Annotated in this window: 20 protein-coding genes and 5 pseudogenes; 5 read left to right on the top strand and 20 right to left on the bottom strand. The window is 42.9% G+C overall.

The features are described from left to right. Positions 1-165 precede the first annotated feature (165 nt). Complete coding sequence (locus N773_RS19425) at positions 166-1,644, bottom strand: IS1182 family transposase (protein WP_043537916.1); 1,479 nt, start codon at positions 1,642-1,644, stop codon at positions 166-168. A gap of 444 nt (positions 1,645-2,088) precedes the next feature. Between N773_RS19425 and N773_RS0100125 the strand changes: the two genes are divergently transcribed. Next, positions 2,089-2,466 (top strand): hypothetical protein, encoded by a 378-nt coding sequence (locus tag N773_RS0100125; protein WP_024855858.1) that lies wholly within the window; start codon positions 2,089-2,091, stop codon positions 2,464-2,466. 19 nt (positions 2,467-2,485) lie between these two features. On the opposite strand, the gene N773_RS0100120 is transcribed toward N773_RS0100125, so the two are convergent. Together N773_RS0100120 and tnpB (N773_RS23445) are read right to left on the bottom strand one after the other, a co-directional pair. Beyond that, a complete protein-coding gene (locus N773_RS0100120; protein WP_024855857.1) occupies positions 2,486-2,680 on the bottom strand; it encodes a hypothetical protein in 195 nt (64 codons plus the stop codon). Positions 2,681-2,772: 92 nt separating this feature from the next. Next, a pseudogene (gene tnpB / locus N773_RS23445) lies at positions 2,773-2,937 on the bottom strand (IS66 family insertion sequence element accessory protein TnpB); the annotation flags it as partial. Between the two features lie 170 nt (positions 2,938-3,107). Here tnpB (N773_RS23445) and N773_RS0100115 point away from each other — a divergent pair. From N773_RS0100115 to N773_RS0100105, 3 genes are read left to right on the top strand one after another with little or no spacing between them, the layout of a single operon-like run. After that, positions 3,108-5,045 carry a tyrosine-type recombinase/integrase gene (locus N773_RS0100115; protein WP_024855856.1) on the top strand — a complete coding sequence of 646 codons (1,938 nt, stop codon included), beginning with the start codon at positions 3,108-3,110 and terminating at the stop codon, positions 5,043-5,045. Then, positions 5,042-6,010, top strand: coding sequence for a tyrosine-type recombinase/integrase (locus tag N773_RS0100110; RefSeq protein ID WP_024855855.1), 969 nt, complete (start codon positions 5,042-5,044; stop codon positions 6,008-6,010). Before N773_RS0100115 ends, N773_RS0100110 begins: the two co-directional genes overlap by 4 nt. After that, on the top strand, positions 6,007-7,047 hold the full coding sequence (locus N773_RS0100105) for a tyrosine-type recombinase/integrase (RefSeq protein ID WP_024855854.1): 1,041 nt from the start codon (positions 6,007-6,009) through the stop codon (positions 7,045-7,047). Before N773_RS0100110 ends, N773_RS0100105 begins: the two co-directional genes overlap by 4 nt. Positions 7,048-7,051: 4 nt before the next feature. Here the strand turns inward: N773_RS0100105 and tnpB (N773_RS22110) are convergent, their stop codons facing one another. From tnpB (N773_RS22110) to N773_RS0100080, 5 genes are all read right to left on the bottom strand, one after another. Beyond that, positions 7,052-7,330 carry an IS66 family insertion sequence element accessory protein TnpB gene (gene tnpB / locus N773_RS22110; RefSeq protein ID WP_024855853.1) on the bottom strand — a complete coding sequence of 93 codons (279 nt, stop codon included), beginning with the start codon at positions 7,328-7,330 and terminating at the stop codon, positions 7,052-7,054. Further along, positions 7,324-7,641: an IS66 family insertion sequence element accessory protein TnpA gene (gene tnpA / locus N773_RS0100095; protein ID WP_024855852.1), complete on the bottom strand. Its 318-nt coding sequence runs from the start codon at positions 7,639-7,641 to the stop codon at positions 7,324-7,326. Before tnpA (N773_RS0100095) ends, tnpB (N773_RS22110) begins: the two co-directional genes overlap by 7 nt. 419 nt (positions 7,642-8,060) lie before the next feature. Beyond that, positions 8,061-8,360 carry a sigma-70 family RNA polymerase sigma factor gene (locus N773_RS0100090; protein WP_242840333.1) on the bottom strand — a complete coding sequence of 100 codons (300 nt, stop codon included), beginning with the start codon at positions 8,358-8,360 and terminating at the stop codon, positions 8,061-8,063. 10 nt (positions 8,361-8,370) lie between these two features. After that, the gene (locus tag N773_RS0100085) at positions 8,371-10,104 is read right to left on the bottom strand and encodes a recombinase family protein (RefSeq protein WP_024855850.1); all 1,734 of its coding nucleotides are present in this window, start codon (positions 10,102-10,104) and stop codon (positions 8,371-8,373) included. Positions 10,105-10,229: 125 nt separating this feature from the next. Then, positions 10,230-10,412 (bottom strand): hypothetical protein, encoded by a 183-nt coding sequence (locus N773_RS0100080; RefSeq protein WP_024855849.1) that lies wholly within the window; start codon positions 10,410-10,412, stop codon positions 10,230-10,232. Between the two features lie 259 nt (positions 10,413-10,671). Between N773_RS0100080 and N773_RS21680 the strand changes: the two are divergent. Further along, a pseudogene (locus N773_RS21680) lies at positions 10,672-11,027 on the top strand (IS66 family transposase); the annotation flags it as partial. A 163-nt stretch (positions 11,028-11,190) separates the two neighbouring features. Here the strand turns inward: N773_RS21680 and tnpC are convergent. From tnpC to N773_RS19400, 12 genes and pseudogenes are all read right to left on the bottom strand, one after another. Continuing rightward, a complete protein-coding gene (gene tnpC, locus N773_RS0100075; RefSeq protein WP_024855848.1) occupies positions 11,191-12,825 on the bottom strand; it encodes an IS66 family transposase in 1,635 nt (544 codons plus the stop codon). Positions 12,826-12,977: 152 nt separating this feature from the next. After that, entirely contained in the window at positions 12,978-13,334 is a 357-nt protein-coding gene (gene tnpB / locus N773_RS0100070; protein ID WP_024855847.1) for an IS66 family insertion sequence element accessory protein TnpB, read from the bottom strand. Further along, positions 13,328-13,702, bottom strand: a complete 375-nt coding sequence (gene tnpA, locus N773_RS20905) for an IS66 family insertion sequence element accessory protein TnpA (protein ID WP_024855846.1) — start codon at positions 13,700-13,702, stop codon at positions 13,328-13,330. Before tnpA (N773_RS20905) ends, tnpB (N773_RS0100070) begins: the two co-directional genes overlap by 7 nt. Before the next feature lie 454 nt (positions 13,703-14,156). After that, positions 14,157-15,269 carry a hypothetical protein gene (locus N773_RS0100060; protein ID WP_024855845.1) on the bottom strand — a complete coding sequence of 371 codons (1,113 nt, stop codon included), beginning with the start codon at positions 15,267-15,269 and terminating at the stop codon, positions 14,157-14,159. Continuing rightward, a complete protein-coding gene (locus N773_RS0100055) occupies positions 15,266-15,739 on the bottom strand; it encodes an RNA polymerase sigma factor (protein WP_024855844.1) in 474 nt (157 codons plus the stop codon). Before N773_RS0100055 ends, N773_RS0100060 begins: the two co-directional genes overlap by 4 nt. A 308-nt stretch (positions 15,740-16,047) precedes the next feature. Further along, positions 16,048-16,236, bottom strand: a pseudogene (locus tag N773_RS23440) (BspA family leucine-rich repeat surface protein); the annotation flags it as partial. A 103-nt stretch (positions 16,237-16,339) separates the two neighbouring features. Beyond that, positions 16,340-17,083 (bottom strand): IS1096 element passenger TnpR family protein, encoded by a 744-nt coding sequence (locus N773_RS0100050; protein WP_024855843.1) that lies wholly within the window; start codon positions 17,081-17,083, stop codon positions 16,340-16,342. A gap of 169 nt (positions 17,084-17,252) precedes the next feature. Beyond that, a complete protein-coding gene (locus N773_RS0100045) occupies positions 17,253-18,053 on the bottom strand; it encodes an IS1096 element passenger TnpR family protein (protein ID WP_024855842.1) in 801 nt (266 codons plus the stop codon). Positions 18,054-18,606: 553 nt separating this feature from the next. After that, positions 18,607-19,416 (bottom strand): nucleotidyltransferase domain-containing protein, encoded by an 810-nt coding sequence (locus tag N773_RS0100040; RefSeq protein WP_024855841.1) that lies wholly within the window; start codon positions 19,414-19,416, stop codon positions 18,607-18,609. A 54-nt stretch (positions 19,417-19,470) separates the two neighbouring features. Further along, a pseudogene (locus N773_RS19410) lies at positions 19,471-20,142 on the bottom strand (UDP-N-acetylglucosamine pyrophosphorylase). 10 nt (positions 20,143-20,152) lie between these two features. Next, positions 20,153-22,013: pseudogene (glmS, locus tag N773_RS19405) on the bottom strand (glutamine--fructose-6-phosphate transaminase (isomerizing)). 111 nt (positions 22,014-22,124) lie between these two features. Continuing rightward, positions 22,125-22,679: thiamine pyrophosphate-dependent enzyme (locus tag N773_RS19400; protein ID WP_347495387.1), on the bottom strand; the 555-nt coding region annotated here is incomplete at its 5' end.

Genomic DNA, 22,679 nt, shown 5'->3' with positions numbered 1-22,679 from the left:
GCGCAGTACGATACATACTGTGCTTTTTTGGTATGACTGTCCCCGCCAAAAAAGAAATAAAAGTTTTCGGAAAGGAGTTTGAGGGGGGTGTTGCAATCGCAGCACCCTCTAACCATATCCGAACATCAGAGTAAAAAAACATATTTACTGGTGAAATAAGCTGTTTCAGTGCGCACACCCCCAAGCCCTCTTCAAAAAAGAGGACTCAGTTCTGATGTTATTTTTCCCCCTGCACAGGAATCTTCTGAAGCCATGATCCTGTTTCAGTACTCCGAATACGCCTTCAGCCTGTATGCTTCGGTTCATTCTGAGCTGTTTTCCGAATTCGGTCGTTATATTTTCCAGGCTTTCTGTTCTCAGTTCTTTGAACTTATGCGATATAGACAGCGTCTTGTTTCCTTTTGCTTTTGTACAGTTCTGTTTGTAGGGACAACCTTCGCAGCTTTCACATCTGTACATAGCTTTTTCGGAAACGAATCCCGTCTTGCTTTTTTCGTGTTTAGTCCCGACTCTCCAAAGTATCCTGCCGGCTTTGCATACGAAAATATCGCCCATTTCGTGGTATTCCATATTCTCGGGTCTGCCGTATTTTGTACGATAATTCCGCTTTTTGCTCTGCTCATAATTTACGGGTTTTATGTATGAGGTCATGTTATGTGATCTGAGATAAAGATAGTTCTCCTCGCTCTCATAACCCGCATCACAGATGATGTTTTTCAATACAAACAGCTCCAGATCGTTGAGCTTTGACAGAAACGGGATCAGCGTATTTACATCGCTCCGTTCGCTTGAAACGTCTATACCTACAATATACTCGCCTTCCACTGCTGCCTGTATGTTGTATCCGGGTTTCAGCTGACCGTTTCTCATATGGTCTTCCTTCATGTGCATGAATGTTGCATCGGTATCTGTCTTTGAAAAGCTGTTTCTTCCGTCAAAAAGGCTGTTATATTGTTCGTACTGCTGTATTTTCTGCTGATATCCCTCAAGCTTTTCAAGTGCTTTCTGATATACTGATTTATGATGTCCTTTTCCGTAAACTCGTTCAATACCAAATTTTATCATAAGTGAAGAAAGTGTACCGATCATATCCGAAACTGGCGTATTTTCGGGGAATCTCACACCATAAGCATAATTTATCTCATCAAGTATCTCAGGCAGTTTTGCTCGCAGTTTCTGTTCGTTTTTGGATACAGACTTCTTCCAGACGAATGTATATCTGTTTGCATTAGCTTCGATCTTGGTGCCATCAATGAACAGGTTCTTACCGCTTATCTCTTTCATATTCAAAAGATACTTTACAACAGCGTAAAACACACGATCGATCTGTTCTCCCATTTTCTGTCGAAATCTTGAGATAGTGCTGTGATCCGGAGCTCCAAAGCCATCGAGAAGCCACATGAAATGGATATCCCTTTTGCAGAGCTGTTCAATCTTACGGCTTGAAAAAGAGTCGTTCATGTAGCCGTAGATGAGTATCTTCATCATGATATCCTCGGGTATGGCGCCATTCCACTTGCTTACTATCGTGTATTCTTCTTTTTGATAGATCTCATCTATAACATTGCTCAATACTCTGACAGGTGAGCTTTCTTCGATGTAGATCTCATAATTCATGTTAAGACGCACTTGACAATTTCTCATTTTTGTGGTACAATCCTTTCGTTGGTTTGATGTTATATTTGCAATTACATTATACCACAAAATGAGACGCCTGGCACTACCTTTTTGGTGTGTCAGGCGTCTTTTTCTTTGTTGGGGCTGCAACAGCCCCTTTATTTTCATTGTAGCGAGCCTGTACAAACTCTATATAGTGAATTCACTTTCAATTTGATCAATGGAATTTTAAGACTAGAAAAATGTATAATCAACGCCTGATTTGAAGTCCAGTAAATTCGACTTCAAATCAGGCGTTGATTACAGATAAAAAATAAAATCTGTCTAATACTATTCAACATTCTAAAATAGTTTTCAAGAGCTTTAGACGTTTTCTTAATGTCATTTCAAAAAAGGTGTGGTTATTCTTTGCATCATTGAGAGTGTGATTCGGCGGTTGCTTTTTTTTAGCTGATGTGGTATAATTTGTAGATGAAAGTAACTCTTATACATGCACAAAGTGATAGTATGATTCTTATCATTGACAATATTAATGAATTAAAATGTTTATTCGGTTTTGTGCCTGAAGAAATTGAATATGATGATGAAAAATTAAAACAGTATAGTAATAATTGTACGTTTCTGTACAACTTTAAAGAGCAGATACTAAACCGAACAAATCACACTAGTGGCGTTGTACTTTATAGTCTGTATTACTGGCAGCATAAATATATAGAAAGAATGCATGAGCTTTCTTATTCGGACGAAAGCTATGAGCAATGGAATTTTAAGACTATGGAACAGATAGAATACACTTGTGGAAAGGTAGACCTTGCTCTGTTAGAAAAAATCGAAAACAATGAAATATAAGTCGAAAGATTATTTAAAATCATCGAGAACCAAACATGGAAAGCTGAACACCGAATTCCTTTTCCATAACAACAGATGTTTGCTCTGTTTTTCTTCCGAATATCTGCTTTCTGAACCAATCAAGCTGCTGGTTGGCAAGTGCTAGTTCTTCTTTGAGGACAGCATTTTCATTACGGAGTGATACTATTTCCGATGTCATATTTTGTTCGGACATAAAGCAACCCTCCGTTCGTGATGATACATCCATAATACCACGAAAAGAGGGGCTTTTCAAGCACATATTCTGAATATTCGGTAAGTATTGCCTTAATACAGCGCGCCCGGTTTTCCTTCACGGATAGCTTTCGGCTGTTCGATCTTCAAACCTTCTAAAAGCCAGCGAATTTGCTGAGATGTGAGCATTACAGCTTCTGTTTCACTGCGTGGCCACTGAAATCTTCCGTTGTCAAGGCGCTTGTACAGCAGCAGAAAACCATCGCCCTCTTATCCGAATATTCGGATAAGAAGGCTTATCCGCAGGTTTTTGTTATCCGAACATTTATTAGAGATAAGGCGTGTTCCTGCTGTTTAAGATAAATTCCGAAAAAAAATGTTCGGATAACAATATTTGGGTGTATCATTATCTCAGGAGGTGATACACAATGAACGAATATCGCAAAAATGTTACTATTGTTTTAAACTTTCTGAAAGAAAGGGGGTATGCGCAATCCACAGTTAAAAATCATGAACGGTTTTACACTCTGCTGGCTGACGATCTTGCGGCTAAGGATATAACCTATTCACCAGAATACGGAAAAGCTCTGTTATCCACATTACCGGTGCCTGCATGGCTCCCTAAAAGCCGTATAGAAAATGCGGCTTGCATTTCAAAACTTGATGATGCATATATCCACGGATGCATCATCAATGCCCAGGCATCACCCAGGAAGAGTTACTCCAAGCTATCGCTTAACAGCAACTTTGAAAACCACATCACAAGATTCCTGCGTTCTCGCGAAAATGTTTTTACAGAATCGCAAATAGCAAATGTCAAACGAAGGTGCTCATTGTTCTTGAAGTGTATGCAATCCAAGGGAAGGATGGATCCATCTGAGATAACCTACGGTGACATAGATTCATACCATGAGGAGCTTGCGCACTTGAAAAGGATTTCCCGAGTTATTGAAGAGTCAACTTTGCACCAGTTCCTGCAATTCCTGGCCGAATCGGGAAAGGTTCCTTACGGTCTATATCTGAGAATATATGCATTGGAGACGGAATGTTCCGTCAACCTGGACGATTTTCCACCTGATGAACAATCCAGGCTTATAAAGAATAGCTCTGAGGGACAAGTCCGGTTGTCGCCTGAAAGGTTTTTGTCTGAGGGCCTGGAACTTATCAGACTCCATCAAGAGGCAGGCTATGTCCAGAAATATACAGAAGCATCTAAAAGGGCAATTCTTCAGCTATACCTGTTCCTTGATTACCACAATCTGTGGTATGACCCAGACATGGCAGACATTTGGCTTCATTCGGACTGCGTAAAAAAACGTCTGTTCAAAGGCTGTTCGTGGAATACAGCGCGGCACATACTGTTCATGTTTTCCGATTATGTTACATCCGGGTCAGTCCATTTCGAGAAGAAGTTGCCGAGGGGAATCAACGGCATAAATAACATTCCAGAATGGTGCTTGACACCACTGCTTGACTTTGCCGAGAGCCGCCGCAAGATGAAACTGGATGAGAACACCGTTAAAAACGATATTTACTCCATACTCAGATTTTGCCGGTTTATAATCGGTGAGGGCCTGTCATCGTATGGCGATGTTAACGGAAGTCATCTTGCTGATTTCAACCTTGCAGACCACCATGGAACCCCAGAGGGCAAAAATGCATGCAACAACCGGGTGAAGCGGTTCCTTAAGTACCTGTATCGTAAAGGTCTCAACGCAAACCCATCGCTGTATATGGCTCTTGGCTGCTCGGCGGCACCAGTGGAGACCGTTGTGGTAGTACTCACTTCCAGTGAGATCGAGGAGATCAAAACTTTTGTTGGCAATGCATATACGGATCTTGAGATCCGCGACAGTGCAGTCATAATGCTCGGACTTGAAATGGGAATGCGCAGCAGCGATATTGCAAACCTGAAGCTGGAGAACATTGATTGGGAAAACCGTTCCATTCTGTACAGGCAGAACAAGACAGATGCTGATGTATGGGTACCGATGCCAGTGGCGGTAGGCAATGCCATCTTCAGATACCTGAAGATGGCACGTCCAAGAATGGCGGTATGCAGAAATGTATTCGTTGATTTCAAGGCTCCGTTTAGCGGCATGAGCCGAAACATATGCTACAGTGCGTTAAAGCGAGCTTTGCCTGACCGCGATGTAAGGGGATCAGGTTTTCACGTCACCCGAAAAACATTTTCGACAAACAGGCTTAGAAACGGAGTTCGTCCCGAAAGCATAGCAGATGTAATCGGGCACAGGGACACGGAAAGCCTGAAGCATTACCTTTCCCTTGACGATGAACGCATGGCGGCATGTCCGCTCTCCCTTGCGGATCTTCGCCTTGAAATGGAAGGGAGCGATGCGTTATGATGAATATCGCTTTCAAGAGCGTCCTGGCCCCATACATACAAGGGTTACTGGATCAAAAAAGGTCACTTGGCTTCAAGTATGACAACGAGGCATATATACTCGCACGCTTTGACAAGTATTGGCTGGAGACCAATGGGGATTCGGATGACGTGACAATGGAATCTCTTGAAGGATGGACGCGACTGCTTCCGACAGAGGGAAAGTCATCCCAGGCTGGGCGGATATCTGTGATACGGCAGCTGACTCTGTACATGAATGGCCTCGGCAAGATTTCATATGTTCCTATAGATGTTATACGTTACAGCCGCCCTGTTGTCCACGTTCTGTCACCAGAAGAGGTTGCTGATCTCTTCCGTGTGATTGACGGGTATGTTCCCAAAAAGCAATCCACGGAAGTGACAAGGATGGCGTATGGTTACAGGGTGATTTTTCGACTGATTCTTGCAACGGGTCTGCGCAGAAGCGAGGCGGTGTGCCTCCGGCTTGATGACATCAACTGGAAGAACGGTTCCATTACCATTTATAATGCAAAGGGTCATAAGGACAGGGTGGTTTTCATGTCTGGGGATCTTACGAAAGTCATGAGAAAATACACCAGTGACAATCTACGCCTAATGGACACTGAGTGGGTTTTCCCGTCCTTTGATCCCGCCAGGCATTTTTCCGGTGGTGCACTTTCCATACGCTTTAGGCAATTTTGGAAAGAAACCGTATATGCGCCGAGTTGCGCAAAGCCCCCGACAATCCACTCACTGCGTCACACTTATGTTGTTATGCGCATGAATGCATGGATATCCGAGGGAATCGACCTGAATGTCATGCTGCCTTACCTCAGCAGAGCGTTGGGACACAAATCGTCCAATGAGACCTTCTATTATTACCACCAGGTCAAAGAGACGTTCCGTATTATACGGGAAAAAGACAGCCTCGCGTATGAGATTTTTCCGGAGGTGAGGGTCAGATGAATAATACGGTTAAAAAGAAGCTCTTCTTTTCCATGACGTTGGACTTCCTTGAAACCTATATACCCCAGGACAGTCCAAGCCTGAAAACGGTAAAAACATATAGGGACGGACTTAGCATTTTCAGGAGGTATGTCTCGGACGAAAAAGGGATATCCATGAAACGATTCCTTTTTGAGGATTGCACTTTTGACTTTCTCCTTGACTACCGGAACTGGTTGCTCGACTACAAGAAACACACCAGAAGCACAGTCAACAACAGGCTTGCGGCAATAAAGTCATATGTCCGGTACGCTTCATCACGCGATGTTTCTCTCCAGCAGGTATATTTGAGCATTACCGATGTTCCATTTTTGCGCGTGGAAAAGAAGATGCGACCCATAATCGAGGAACGTTCAACGCTCAAAGCTTTTTTAGATGCTCCGCCCAATACAAGGACGGGATGCAGGGACACGATGATGCTTTCCGTTCTGTTTGACACGATGATACGCGCGGACGAACTCATAAATATCCGGTTGAAAGATGTTAATCTGAAGGTTGCTGCACCCTATATTCTAATTAAGGGTAAGGGCAACAAGGAACGAACAGTCCCTATTTCTGAAAATGTAGTGTCTCTCATTGAAGCGTACATGGCAGAATACCATGATGGGGAGTCAGCTGGGTCTTCCGTCCCATTTATCTACACAGTGTCCCATGGTGAGATACATTCTATGTCGGAAAGGAATGTGGAGCGCATAGTGAAAAAATATGCGGACATTGTCCGAAAGGATCATCCAGACCTGCCCAATCCAGTTTATCCACATATGCTTCGAAGAACACGGGGAACATACCTTTATCGTGATGGAGTGGCAATAGAGACGATTGCTGTGGCAATGGGGCATTCGAGCATCCAGACCACGAAGGACCATTACGCATTTCCATCTTTGGAACAAAAACGCAAGGCCATGGAAATAGGGAACCCTGTAATATCTTCTGGCAATGAGGTACCAGAATGGCCCGATGACGAGGATGAATTTGCACGGCTTTGCGGCTTGAGGTAAATTTTTATCCGCATATTTTTTTGAAGGAACAAGGCTTGATCATCAGCATCAAGCCTTGTTCCATAAAAATGTTCGGATAACAAAAACCTGCGGATAAGCCCTCCCACAGCAGACCTTTGATGCGGTCACAACGTCTGCCGCAGAACAAAAACAATGCTTTCGAGAACGGGTCAAGTCGAAGCTGAGCCTGAACGATAGTCGCAAGTCCGTCTATCCCGCGTCGAAGGTCGGTGTATCCCGTAACAAGATAGACCTGTGCGTCCGCTGCCAGATCATTCAGCATAGCTCATGCACCAAAGCGGTCAGAGTGTCCGCAGATATATCTGCCGGAAGAGATATTTGAAGTCCGTTTTTCTCAATGTGGATATTTTCGTTTGAGCAAGGAACTGATACAGGAACGATGGTCGGAAAATTTTCGATATACTTTTCACGCACTTTTCTTAGGCGGTTGTAATACGTGTTTGGCTTGATCCCATTTTCTTTGCACCATTCCCGGATCGTCAGACCGCTTGCCTGCTGTGCTTTGATCTGCGCAGACCATTCCTGAAGCTGCATTTCTTTTTTGATTGTTGTGATGGATGTTGTTTTGTCCATACCTGTTACCTCCTTGTCTAATCGTCTCCAATGAACTCCATGGATCAATTTGGATTATTCAATTTACTTCATGGTGTTGTTTGGAGTTTATTATACTTCATTAGACTTTGGTGAGGTAGGTGCGGAGGGTTATACGCTTACCGCAAAGTGCTATAAAACAATGAATCATCGTGTTGATGTTATCCTTCCCTCCGTCGTAGGCGGTGGGAAGGATAACCGCCTAGTATTTCAAGTTCCGATATTACACCAATTAATTTGGTGTGTCAGCGGGATAACCAGATTTCTATTTTCAAATTTACAACATGACACGTATGAGTTCATATGAGTGGAACTTTGATTAAATCGACAATACTGCAACAATTATAACGACAGCAAAAAAGACGTAACTATAAGCTGAACTGTTTTCAGGATGTCATACTTTATTCCAGTTCATGCCTCAGCTTCTCCAAAGCCCTTTTTTCTATCCGCGATACATACGACCTGGATATCCCCAGCTTTTTAGCCGCCTCACGCTGAGTGAGGGCAGGTTTGCCGAAAAGCCCGTACCTCATAACAATTATCTCCTTCTCACGATCATCAAGGCACTTATCAAGATCGATATACATCTGTTCCGCACGGACAAGAAGTTCTATACGCTCCGCAACGTCCTCGCTGTCGGTCAGTATATCCATAAGTGAAAGACTGTTACCGTCTTTGTCTGAACCTGTCGGCTCTTCCATAGAAACATCGTTAGCCGTCTTTTTCAGGGAGCGGAAATGCATGAGTATCTCGTTTGCTACACTCGCACTCCGGCTCTGAATGCGGCACATCAGCACCCCCGCTTTCTGCGCCCATAAGATACAGGTGGATATTCTCGCCGTCCCACTCAACACGACGCACGAAGCAGCGTATAACATCACGCTTTTTCATAACATCTAATGTGTCAATAGTTTTAGCGAATGACGACAGCATATCCGCAAGGCTTTGATACTGCTCGTCGGTGATGTCGCTGTTTTCCATAAGCCTGCGGTGCTCGGATATCTGCCTTTCAAGCTCGGAAGTCTTAGTGTGCAGATCGTTTATTTGCGAGATGATGTCATCAGCAGCCATAGTATCGCCTGCCAAAGTCAAAGCCTTAACAAGATTTGTGCGCTCGGATTCATACTGCTTTTTCTTTTCAGTCAGCCTGTCGATTTCTGCCTGCGAATCAGCGAATGTCTCATTCAAACTCTTCTGTGAATTTCTTAGCAGCTTCATCAGCTCCGAATCGTCCTCGCCCAGGTGCTTTATCTCATCGCATATCTGACGGTCAAGCTCGTTGCCGTTAATTCGCTTATTATCACACTTGAGACCGTGACTTCTTTCTTTGAGCTCGCAAAGGTAATCATATACCTTCTCGCCCTGCTTGTTGACCCTTGATGAAAGCTTTGGGCGCATAAAGCTTCCACAGCACGCACAAAACAGCAGTCCCGACAGAAGTGCGGTATTGCTCTTGGGCCTTCGGTATGCCTTGTCCCTGTTCTTTTCAAGCAGATGCTGTACCTCTACCCAGCGCTTGCCCTCGATAATTCCCTCGTGCTTGCCAACAGCCACTATCCACTCGCTTGGAGCTTTCTGCTTCATTGACCTTCCCTTTTTCTGTATGGTCTTGTTGTACGCCATAATACCGTGAATGCCGTCAAAGTCATCGTGTGAACCGTACAACTGCATATCTTTTTCGTTCAAATATACCCATGTATCCTCGTCAGCAATGGCATATACAGGGTTTTGCAGAATGGTCTTAATGGCAAACCTCGAAAGCGTGTTGCCCTTTTTCGACTTGAAATCATTATTGAGCAGATAGGTCTCCACCTTAGTAATAGAACGCAGTTCAACAAACTTAGTGAACACCAGCCTGACAAGCTCTGCCTCTTCGGGATTTTTCTCCAGCATTCTCGCCTTATGTATCTTGCCATCAACCGTCTTACTGCCTACGGTCTCGGCACTCCTGTAACCCGTTGGCGGATTGCCGCCCAACCACCGTCCCGACTTTGCAAGCTCATGCATATTGTCGGTTATTCTCTCTGCAATAATGTCACGCTCCAGCTGTGCAAAAACCGAGCTTATCATCATCATAGCCCTGCCCATAGGCGAGGTATCATCAATGTTGTCGCTGACCGAACGAAAACTAACGCTGTGTTCTTTCAGCTCCTCATAGGTGTTCACAAAGTCCGATGTGTTGCGGCTTATCCTGTCAAGACGGTAGCAAATAACCAACTGAAACTCACCATTGCGGCAGCGCTCCATCATCTCCTGAAATTTCGGGCGCTTGGTGTTGCCACCCGAAAAGCCCTCATCCTCGAACTCCACAATGTCCTCATCAACTACATCATATTTGCTTTTCAACGCCCGTCTGCATATCTCAATCTGGTTTTCAATGCTCTCACCTTTACCGGTGAATTTGGATTTGCGGCTGTAAATTGCGTATTTTCTGTTATCAGGCATATTATTCTTCCTTTCGTTATATTTGCAATTGTTATATATCATTATGGATATTATATCATTATTATTAGCAATTGTCAAGTGCCAGATTTAAAGACCTCTCTGAATGTCAGGAGAGGTCTTTGCGGTCAATCGTTTTTCTGCGATGCGATATTTTCTATCACCATATCAAGCAGTTGTTTCTTCTTTTCTTTTGAAACAGGCAGTGCATCAATGTGAGCCGTGATAATCTTAGCGTGGCACTCAGCAACAGTCGTTTGAAGCTGCCTGATACCCTCAGCCGAAGTGGGATAATGTAATACGATTTTCATGTTATCACCTTTTCTTTTTGTTTTCAAGCTAAAAGCTTATCATTGATATACAATCATTGGCTTTGCTCTAAAACTATTATATAAGAAAATTGTATGTGATATTATCATGATTCTGCATAAATTTACAAATGAGTTAAATAGAATATGACTGTTTATTCTATGGTTTGTGTTTGTAGTCTTATGAACTATCAGCATTTTCGTGGTATCATTAAAGTATCATCACGAACGGAGGGGTGCTTTATGTCCGAACCAAATATGACATGCGTTGAATGAACGGAAATATCTTTACACGTTTCTTGAAAACGGTGATGTTCCTATTGATAACAACAGGGCTGAGAATGCGATAAGACCGTTTGCTGTCGGCAGACGTTATGTTCTAAAAAACATAACAGACGCAACTGGCTATTCAGCAACACAGCCAACGGAGCAAAAGCGAGTGCGGCGCTGTATTCGATAATTTCAACTGCGCAAGCTAATGGTCTTGATGCGGAGAAATACTTGACCGAGGGCTCGGGGGTGTTATGTTCTGCTGGTATTTATGCCGTTTTCAGTTCAAAAAGAGTAATTCCAATAACATTGGAAAGAGCCGGTTTGATGCTTACTTTTCACAAATAATAAAGCCATCCTGATAGTAAGCGCCAACCAAACCCAGCCCCTAAAGAGAAAAGCCGAGGCTTCCAATGAAACCTCGGCTTTGATTATTAGAGCCATCTACTTGTACTTTACTACCGGTTACTATACTTCTCTACCAACGGCTGTAACTCTACTTTACAGCCAATTACTTTACCTCACTGTAAGTTTGCTTACAGTATGGTGGAAGTGCCATGCTCCAAGGCATTACCGATTTAAGCTGTGTTTCAGTTGGATCCGCACCCCACTTGGGCAGGACGGTCAGCAGATAGAGCAGATACCCATAGACATCAAGCTCATTTCTTTTTGCTGTTTCGATGATGCTCATAACTGCTGCGCTTGCAGCGGCTCCTTTTTCCGTGTCGCTAAAAAGGAAATTCTTTCGGTTGATGACATAAGGCTTCACCGTTCTTTCGGCTAGATTATTTGTCATTTCTACATCGGGATTGTCAAGGAACAGGTACAGCTTCTTTTTCTGATTTTGGGCATAGGTAACTGCCTTAGCCAGGTTTGAACCTTGACTAGGGCGCAGAGTATTTATTATCTCATATGCCTTGTCGAGCAGAGGCTTTACTTTTTCCTGCCGCATTTCAAGTATCTGCTCCCTTGTGTATTCTGCCTCCTTAGCCGCTTGTTCATAGTCTGCTGCCTTGCTGATCAGTGCAACTATCTGCGCTGATGGACAGGTGGTATCTCCATCTGTTATGCAGTCGAAGAAGTATCTCCGGCAATGAGCCCAGCAGCCGGCACTCTCATAATCTCCGCTGCCATAGGACTTCATTCCGTCCGTTTGCACAACACCCGTGTATCCTTCAAGCAGCTTCTCGGCAGTTATCTTGCTGCGGCTGTCACGGTAATAGTACAAAGCGATCTTCTTTGATGCACTTGCCCCTGTGCAGATAACCCACATCTGGCATTTTTTCTTAGATGGCTTGCCGTCTATCTTCAATACCCTTGTTGGAGTCTCATCGGCATTCAAAACCGGTTCGAGGAATGAATACATACGCAGCATTCCGATGACCGGTTCAAACCATTTTGCACCCTTTATGACCCAGTTTGCAAGTGAAGTGCGGTTCAGATAAATGCCCCTCAGCTTCCAGTATTGCTCCTGTCGATACAGAGGTTCTCCGAGCTGATACTTTCTCTGCATTATATCCGCGACCAGCGACGGATCGGGCAGCCCCTTTTCGATGACAGCGGCAGGAGTCTTGTTCTCCGCTTTGATTATGTTGGACCTGATCCCATTCTTATCGCAGTTTCTGCACTTATAGACCTTGCGGTAGTATTCTATCTTGTAGATCTTTTCGGGAATGACCGCAAGCCTTGTTGTCAGATATTCTTCGGTATATTCTGTAAGAGCATCACCGCACACACCGCAGATAAGCTGATTCTCGGGCAGATCAAAAACGACCTTTTTGGTTTCAAGGTCTGTTCTTATCTCATTTCTGCCGCGGTGCTTTCCGGTCTTTGCAGACTTTCTCGTTATCTTTTCTTCGTTAGGTTCCGACAAAGCTAAATTTGACTGTTCTTCGGCTTCATTGAAAAATCCTTCAAATGAAAGCTGACCATCACATAGATATTTACCCTTTTCGCTTTTCTGACCAAACAGCATTTTATTGCGTTTAAGAACAAGCTCGGTAAGATGTTCTATTCGGAGGTCTTTGTCTTCATTTGATTTTTTTAATTCACTGTTTTCTTTTTCCAGTTCAGCTTTTTTCGATTCAAGTTCGGAACACTTTTTTGCGGCTTCTTCATATGCTTTTTTCAGTTCTTCGTATGTCATAAAAAGCGCTCCTTTTCTTGTTTTTTTCAGTGGTTCCCGATACTTTAATTATACCACAAACCGCCCGATTTTTCAAGAAAAAGAACGCTTTTCACTGCTTTCCGGGCAGAGAAATATTGTCAACATTTATGTGCAGATTTAGTGTTGGATATTCAGCATATATCCACACCACCGCTGATCTTTTTTATTGCTTTCGGCTGGTCGATAGACAGCCCCTGCATCAGCCATATGAATTGCTCTCTCGTAATATCCCTTACTTCCTGCTCATTGCGTGGCCAGTTGAAACGACCATTTTCAAGCCGTTTGTAGAACAGCAGAAAACCGTCACCCTCCCACAATAGTGCTTTCAGTCGATCCCTGCGCCTTCCGCAGAACAGGAACAGGCTATCCGAGAATAAGTCGAGATCAAACTTCCGCTGTACGATAGCAGCAAGGCCATCAATAGATTTTCTCATATCCGTATGCCCGCACACGATGTAGATATTGGCAGCTGACAGTTCTTTCAGCATTGGCTCAGTCCCCGAAGCAATGCGAGCACAATATCTCCGGATATATTCTGAGGCAGCTCGATCTCGATGCCGTTCTTGCGCATCATTATCTTATCCTCACAACTGCATTTCTTCACTGCATTCGCGATAACCGAATTGCTCGCATCCGAAACAGCAGCGGAAACACTTACCGGAACGATACTCTGATTTTCGCTTTCTTCGATAAGCTCGGTTCTGATCACATTCAACCTTTTGTAGTAGGTACTGATATTGATGCCGTTCTCATTGCACCATTCTTCGACTTTCTTTCCGCTGCTCTGACATTCCTGTACCATTGCCGCCCATTCTTTGTGACGCACCTGCTTTTTTATCTCGCGTATTCTTCCCATGATATCTTACTCCTTTCAGGTTTCGATTTGCCTTCAGAGTAATTATATCATTCTTTGCTAACTTTGTCATTGGCTGGGGGTGGTTGGCGGTTACTCCTGATACTGCAAAAATGCAGTATTTGGATGACTTATGATTCTTTACGAAATATTTCACCAACTTAGTTTTTCTCGGACTTATTTTGGTCAGCTATCAAAAGGTAATTCCACTAATCAACCTGTAAAAAATGGACTAATGTGGTATAAATCTTCGATGGCTGACGTCCATTCCTGAGGTGGATCGCCGTTTTTTTCAAATACAGGGCAGCAAATATAAGCCTGACCCCATTTTGTTACTTGAGCCGATCCTCTGTACGGAGTATATCGCATACCGGAACGATGGTTATATAACGTTAATTTATCTTGACATAACATTGTTGGTGCGGCATTACCTTTATCACGTTCTTCATATTTATCCTTATTTAAGTATATATGTCTCTCCGCCTGCTGTAAGTGTGATATTTTCAGCACGTGTATAGTCAATGCCAGGGAAACTCATCCATGTTTTGCATTTTCCGGCTTCAACAGTTTCACTATCTGTGACATAAGTTTCATCATCAGCGAGACAATAGGAGTAGCCGATTTCCTTTGGAGAGTATTCAATGCCGTCAACTGTGAGGACGAATTGCCTTGCAAATTTTTGCCAGTCGACATTGAATTTATCCATTACGTTGTTATAATCTGTCTCGCCGCCTGCAAGATCTGTTTCAAGGAAATTAAAGTTGAATCCGAATGATGATTCGTATGAACCGTACTCTGCATATATCAGATCGTAGTCAACGTTTCCGCTGCTGAGGGTTATTCCGTTGTATAAATCGAAATAAGAATCCTTCAGTGCATGATCCGGAACTATGAATCTGTACTCCATATCCACATCATAGTCAAATTTCTGATTTACCGGATCACTTTCAAAGCTTATCTGCTTAACTGCTGCGATGACCTCCTCTTCGTTCACCATAAATGCTGAAGGACCGTCCAGGCAGACGTGATATAAATTGCTGACTTCGGGGTCTTTTTTTCCGTATGCGTCACACATTCCATATTCGTCAAGGTGATTATTATAATTGTTCTCGTCGAGGATATAGGCGAAAAGATGGATCCTGTCGTTCTTTGAAGCAAGGGTCTCGTCATTTACTGTGACATCAAAAATAATTTTAGGAGATATCTTGTCGCCTGTTACCGAATCAAGCGTGACTGTGAATATTCCGTCAGACTGTTCCTGACCGATATTGCAGTAATGTCCCTGATCGATGATCTCTGCTGTTGTTTCATCTTCACCGAAGAAACGGCTGAATGTCTCGCCAAACGGACCGATGCCGATAGCCGATACAGCTGTACCCGTTATTGCCAGGCAGGCAGCAGATGTTATAATGATCTTGCGTATTATACTTCTTTTGGTTGATTGTTTCATTGTGATATTCCTTTCTGTATTAGCAGATGTCTTTGCTTTTTCAAGCATTTCTGCTGGTGTTAAGTTGAAGTGTTTATCACATACGTCGTCCATTGCCTTTTTATAGCGATTTTCGTTCACAGCCAATCTTCCTTTCTGAGAGTTTTTTTTAGTTTGTCCCTGCCTCGTTTCAGCCTTGTCTTAACAGTAGCTTCCGGGAGTTCAAGGATATTTGCTATTTCGCTTATACTGTACTCTTCATAGTAAAACAGATGGATGGGTATTCTGTACTTTTCAGGAAGTTTCATGACCTCGCAAATGATCTCATCAAACTCAGGTTCTTCATCCGAGAGAAGATCATCGGGAATGGGAGAAGCAGAAATATGTTTTTGGTTTCGGAAATGATTGTTGCAGTTGTTTATGGCAACTCTGATAAGCCATGCCTTCATGTGCTCGTCTGAAAAAAAGTCACCGTCGTATGTGTATAGCTTTATAAAGGTATCCTGCGAAAGCTCAGAAGCATCATCGGTATTCCGCACATAACTGTATATGACGGAATATACCGTTTTTCTGAATTCTTCATATGCCCATAGGAATTTTTCTTCTGTCATTATAGATCTTCCTTTTTTGAAACGTTTCATAGGGTCTTTTCAGGACCTTTACACTCATAATACACATCTGCATCGGAAAAAGTTTCACTTTTTCAAAAAAATTTTCCGCGGCAAGATCTAACAACAGCAGTCGATATGGATCACTGTTTGATGAGCAGCTTTTTTCAGACTGAGTTCACCTGATAGCTGTAGGGATTCTTCTTTGGAACTTTTCGGCGTCATTATTTTATTCTACCGGATTTTTGGGCGTTAGTCGACTGCTCTTTCAATATAACACATCAAAATATGTGTCGGATCTTATTCTTGTGTTACTTTATTGTAACGGTAACAGCATTCTTTATAGCATTAGCAGTATCCCATTTTCCGTTAACTCTTGCAGCGATCGCTACCTTGTAGGTCTTACCGGGTGTGAGATTTTTAGGAGAAGTGTAAACCGTTCCAGTGATATTCTGTGCCTGAACTCTCCACTTCCCTGCCAGATATACAGCAATTCCGTACAGACACAGAATATCACTGACACATTTTTTATATCTCCCAAGAATTTTACTTCAGGAAAAAGCTATAAAGTTGCTATTGCTGCAAGAGTTCACCATATATTCTTTAGAGCATATTCTCAGGTTTGCTCTTTCTTCCTGTCCAGCCAAGAAATCTCGCCCAGTTCAGCGTTTCTTCACGTTTCGGATTTGAGTGGTCATCGATTTCTTTCAGAAATTCGATAAAACCGTAAATTCCACCCACATCGTCACAAACGTTAAGGCCATCAGTTCCAATACAAACAGGCTTGTTTCCGATGTCTATCTTAACAAGCGTCTGTCTCAGTTCTTCACACACCTCAGAGTGTTTGCTGTCTTTGTATTTGTAGTTTTTGCGTGCATCATCGTATGTAAATACATCAACTCTTGACCAGCCGTCCTTTGCTTGATAATTCAAGAAGTTTATTCTGTCATAGATTTCTTCGCAGGTGATCTTCACGCACCAATCGTCACCGTAATCATAATGATAATATAATTCGCTAACGTTAGGGATAAGTTTTGGTCTAAGTTTAAAAAGATCATTTGATGCTATACTCCAGTATTTTAAAGAAGCCTTATGTTCGGCAATAGCATCATCAGCAGTCATTCCGTAAGCGTTTTTTATCTTGGATGGATTTTCAAAACCTATCTCCATCAGATTGCAATAGCTCGTCCTCCATGTAAGAAGCTGCCGTACAGCTTCATTGAGTGCTTCTGCTTGCTTTTGGTTTGACGTAGTCAACTCTTCGATTTCTTCTGTATCAGCCATTGAACTGAGTATTCTTGCTTTCCATTCAGGAACTGAGAACGCATCATCCGAGCAGCTTATCATCAATTCATTGATACGCAGATTTTCAAGCAGATAGTTTGGATCTTGCTCATATATGGTTTCTCTGAGGGAACTATCTGCCTTAAGATCTATATGTTCGCCCAGCTTGCTGATCTTTCTCCTATTATCCGAATAAGTGTTACATACCGACAGATAATCATTATCGGTGTACTTATGTTTTCAGCCAGGTCTTGAAGCTCTTATTCTGCATATAGTCATCATCGGCATAACTGTCATCAACATCTTCATCATGTAGATAAAACAGAGTTCCCACAAGTTCTGCCCACTGATTTGTTTTATTCTCTGTCAGCTTTTTAAATATGTCATCGGGCAGGCTGAAATTGTGAAGATGCGAGTTCTGCCAGCCAAACAGCTTCTGGATCATATAGTGCATTGAATGAAGGGTCATATTGCCCTGGACAAGAACTGTTCTGCTTATTGAGCTTTCAGCCTTAGCAAGTTTCAGAGCATCACTGTCCAGTTCCGGCTGCTTTGAATCCGAATCCACCAGTTCCAGTCTTAGCCGGAGAACACAGTTTTTGTTCTCCTCGCACTTGACGGGAATATTAAAGTTTGTAAAATCAGCTTTGATCTCAGGTATTTTCTCGATGCTTATTTCCGTACTATTCCCTCTTTTCATTCTTTGCGCGGCCAGCTTCATACGCTTTCTGTACTCGCTGCTCCATTCGGCATCATTTGAAGAAGAATTACCATATACTCCCCTGCTATAAGGAATATACGCCTGTACATTTTTCACTGTCATATGAAGCTTTTCGGCAATTTCCTCTGTCGAAAGCCCTTGTACATAAAGTTCACCTATCTCAAGACTACTCCTGCTGCACCAAAGACCTTCGGTGATAAGTATCCTCTGTACCTTAACTTTGGAAAGACCAGTTTCAGCAACAGTATCCTTTACCGACTCAGTTTCATTGTATATAGATATGACCTTTTGGTAGATGTCCCGCTCACTCATAGGTAGCACTCCTAATATTTATTTCAGCTGATGGGTATATTATAGCAAATAAGCAATTAGTTGTCAACCTAAACTTTCGTGTCTTTTAAAAGTGCATTTTGGAGTTTTGAATCCTAGTGCACTTTTATATCGCAAAATATTCTCATTAACGAAATGGCTGTTAAATCACCGTTCATTGCGTATTTTTTGTCCTTACGCCAATTTTCTGATTTATTGAAAGCCTGTCATTACCTCTCTTTACTTGTTTCTTTATACTTTTTATATTAACGTTTGAAGATATCCCTTTCATCAAAGTTCTGACTATACCATAGATCCAAGCAAAAGGAATTAGAAATGAGTGTTTTTTGACAGGATTTCCATGTATGTCGTCCAATGCTTTGAAAATAACGAAAAAAACCAAGTCTTCTTATATTGTACGCTGTAGACATGATTCTTTTATCAGTTTTCTTTTCTGATGAATTATTTGCCTTTCTACCAAAGTTACCAGTTTCGAAATAAAACATTCAAATACTCTTCTAAAACACTTTTGGATTTCATTACCAAATTCAGATCATTAGGTAGACCAAAGTATTCGACACACATTTCTGTTGTATTCAATGGCCAATTCGTCTAATCCGATACTTCTTGCAATAGGAATATATTTATTATCCCACAAATTACGATCCATGGCCTTATGAAGAAAAACTTCCCAATCTATGATTTGACGTAACCCAAGATCACAACCTCTCATATGCTGATTGATGTGCCCCAAAAGTACAAGTCCATTTTCTATATCCGGCAGCACCGGTATTTTATATCCGTCCAGTTCGCGATACTCTCGTTTATATATTCCTTGTTCAAGAATATCATCCATATCAAAACCTTCAGAACTAAAATGGTGATGTAATTCTATTATTATTCCGTTTTTCTTATATACGATATTTCGTTCATATGCTAACATATGACCATTCTCATCCTTGTTATGGACATAAATATATCCGTTACTTTCTAGTAATTCAACAGCCTCTTCAAATCTATCACGAGTGACAAGAATATCAATATCACCCATAGCTCGCAAATACGGCTTTGGATAATACTGCGCAGCAGCAGATCCTTTAAGAATAACACAAGGAATATCATTGGCATCAAGCAACTTTATGAGTTTATCCTGTTCAAACAGAATCCTCATATACGTTGCCTTACCCATTTCGACACTTACGTCCTTAACTGGAATAACAGGGCTAATTATCCCCAAAACAGTCTGAGCCTTAGCTTCTTTTACTACCTCATCCCAATCTGTATCAGCAGGAAAATTAGGCTCAATATCAAATAGTGAAGCTTTTATTGCTTCTAATAATGCAACTTGAGTCGTGGTCAATTTCATTTCAGCTTCACTCCTTGATGTTTTTGAAAAAGCACCCCGAAAGGTGCTTCATCGTTATTCCCTGTCTTCTTTATGAATGATCTCCCCATTATCCTTCCAAATAGAATCAGCAGGCACAACGCCCCTTACGCAAGAGGTCGGATAAACATTACTATGTCTACCAATGACAGTACCTGGATTGCAGACGGCATTACAGCCAACCTCAACATAGTCGCCTATCATCGCACCAAACTTCTTGATACCTGTCTCGACTTTCTCACTCCCGTCACGGACGATAACATTCTTTTTATCGGACTTTCACATTTGATGTGATCGAGCCTGCACCCATGTGGCTGAAATAGCCGAGAATGCTGTCGCCAACATAATTGTAGTGCGGAGTCTGAACGTGGTCGAACAGAATAACATTCTTCAGTTCAACACTGTTTACCCACAACACAGTCTGCACCTACAAGAGCAGAACCACGAATGAATGCACAATGACGTACTTCGGTATTCGGTCCGATGATGCATGGCGCACCAAGATAAGCAGTCGGGAAAACCTTTGCAGTCTTGTGTACCCAAACGCCTTCCTCTCGAAGCTCATATTCGTTAGGGTCTAAGGTTTTGCCGAGTTCAAGGATAAAATCCTTTATGCCACTGAGTGCTTCCCAGGGGTATGTAAATTTGCTAAGGTAGTCCTTAGCAAGTGGTGTGATCAAGATCATAGAGATCGGAAATTGTGTACATAGCTTTCTCCTTATTCAACAGTAACGCTCTTTGCGAGATTTCTAGGCTTGTCAACGTCATAGCCCTTGCCGACAGAAACGTAATAACCCATCAGCTGCAACGGAATAACCGACAGACTTCCTGCGAACAGCGGATCCATCTTCGGGATATACACCGTGAAATCGGCGGTATCCTCCATCGCATAGTTGCCGTAGGTTGTCAGTCCAGAACGTGTGCGCCACGACTCTTGACCTCAACCATGTTGCTGACAGTCTTCTCATACAACTCTGGCTGGGTCACAACGCTGATGACCACAGTTCCATCTTCGATAAGGCTGATAGGACCGTGTTTCAGCTCACCCGCAGCATACGCTTCAGAATGGATATAGCTGATCTCTTTCATTTTCAGGCTGCCCTCAAGGCTGATTGCATAGTCGATACCTCGACCGATGAAAAAAGCGTCCTTGATGCCGACAGCTTGGTGGAGAACCACTGTATGCGCTCCTTATCTTCAAGAATACGGCTGATCTTTTCGGGAATGGTATTTATCTCATTGATAAGCTCGGCATATCTCTCGTCGGAGATTTCCTCTCTTGCCTTTGCAAACTGGGAGAGCGAGCAGATAACCTGCAATAAGCTGTGTGCTATACGCCTTTGTTTGTTGCAACGGATATTTCGGGACCTGCAAGAGTGTAGAATACATTATCCGCTTCTCTTGCGATAGACGAGCCCACAACATTCACGATACCAAGCGTTTTGAATGCCCTGATCCTTGGCAGAGCGAAGTGCCGCTAGGCTATCGGCAAGTTTCACCCGACTGGCTGATGATGATAACAAGGACTGTTCTGTTTCAGTTTCATCTTTCTGTAACGGAACTCGCTTGCAAGCTCAACACGAACCGAAAGACTTGTCAGTTCCTTCTATTACATACTGAGCCGCCATGCCGACATGGTACGCCGAGCCACAGGCCAACAATGTATATCTGCTCGATATTTCGCATATCCCTCGTCGGTCAAACCAACGCTTTTCAAAGCTGATAACGCCGTCCTTGACAACGGAATTGATGGTGTCACGAATGACCTTCGGCTGTTCATGAATTTCTTTCAGCATGAAATGCTCATATCCGCCCTTTTCGGCAGACTCGGCATCCCATTTGATTTTCTTTCAATGGCTTTGTGGATTTCTTCTTGATCTATGTTATAGAAAGTAGCCTTTCCTTTTTCGAGCTTTGCTATCTCGTTATTGCCAATATAGTACACATTACGGGTGTATTTCAGAATTGGCCGGAACATCAGAAGCTACATAAGTTTCACCATCGGCAATACCGATTATCATCGGGCTGTCTTTACGAGCGGTGTAGATCTCGGTCGGGATATTCTTTGAACATAACACACAATGCATAAGAGCCGCGTATACGTAGCATAGCACGAACGATAGAATCCACGGGACCCTCGTTGTACTTCTTTGTAATAGTAGTCCGATCAGCTTGACAGCAACTTCGGTATCGTCTGCGAATTGAGGTGGTAGCCTTTTCCTTTGTGAGTTTTTCACGCAAGTTCCTGATAATTCTCGATGATACCATTATGGCACGGGCAATTACATTCTCGTCATCGGAAGCGTGAGGGTGAGCATTGAGCCGCAGACGGGCTCTCCGTGAGTCGCCCATCTAGTATGTCCCTATACCGGCAGCAACCTTTGACTGCATTGCCGTTGTCGGTCATCTCCGCAAGCACACGCAGCTTGCCCTTTTCCTTTAAGATCTCAGTTTCATTCACACCGTCACGAACAGCGATACCCGCCGAATCAATAGCCTCTGTATTCGAGCTTTGCCAGCCCGTCAAGAAGTATGGGAGCTGCCTGTTTTGTTCCGGTGAAGCCTACTATGCCGCACATAGATAAATCTCCAACATTAAATAATATATTCCATAAAATTCCTGCTTATTCTCAATAGCTGTAGTAGTAGGTTCTCCCAAGATCATCTCTCGCACCAATATACACTTTACTTCAAATAAGAGAAAGCTCATTTCGGGCCTTAACTGCTTCAAGCTCTCTGTCAAGCGTTTCAAAACTATCAACACAAACCGCATTCGGATACCCGCAAGCTTTTGCCACGCCAACAACATCTATCTGCCCAGCAACCGTAGGCATTCCACCAACAGTTTCATGTGCAGAGTTGTTTATTACGATGTGAACCATATTTGCGGGCTTATTTGCACCAAGAACAGCCATGCTGCCCATGTGCATCAGCACAGCTCCATCACCATCAATGCACCAAACCTTACTATCAGGCTTGTTTATCGCTACGCCAAACGCTATTGAGGAGCTGTGACCCATGCTGCCAACCGTTAGAAAATCATACTTGTGGCTCTGTCCATTTGCCTCTCTTATCTCGAAAAGCTCACGACTTGCTTTACCTGTAGTCGAAACGATTGGATCTTCACCACTTATCCTAACGATATGACGGATTATCTCCTCACGTACCATGGTATTATCGTTTTTGTACTCGACCATCGGAGCGTCTGTCAGCGCACCCTTACGAATGACGAAAGCAACCTGCTT

This window comes from Ruminococcus albus AD2013 (assembly GCF_000526775.1).
Lineage (GTDB): Bacteria > Bacillota > Clostridia > Oscillospirales > Ruminococcaceae > Hominimerdicola > Hominimerdicola alba_A.
The sequence above is the reverse complement of the archived record's forward strand: the minus strand, read 5'-3'. Positions and strand labels throughout refer to the sequence as shown.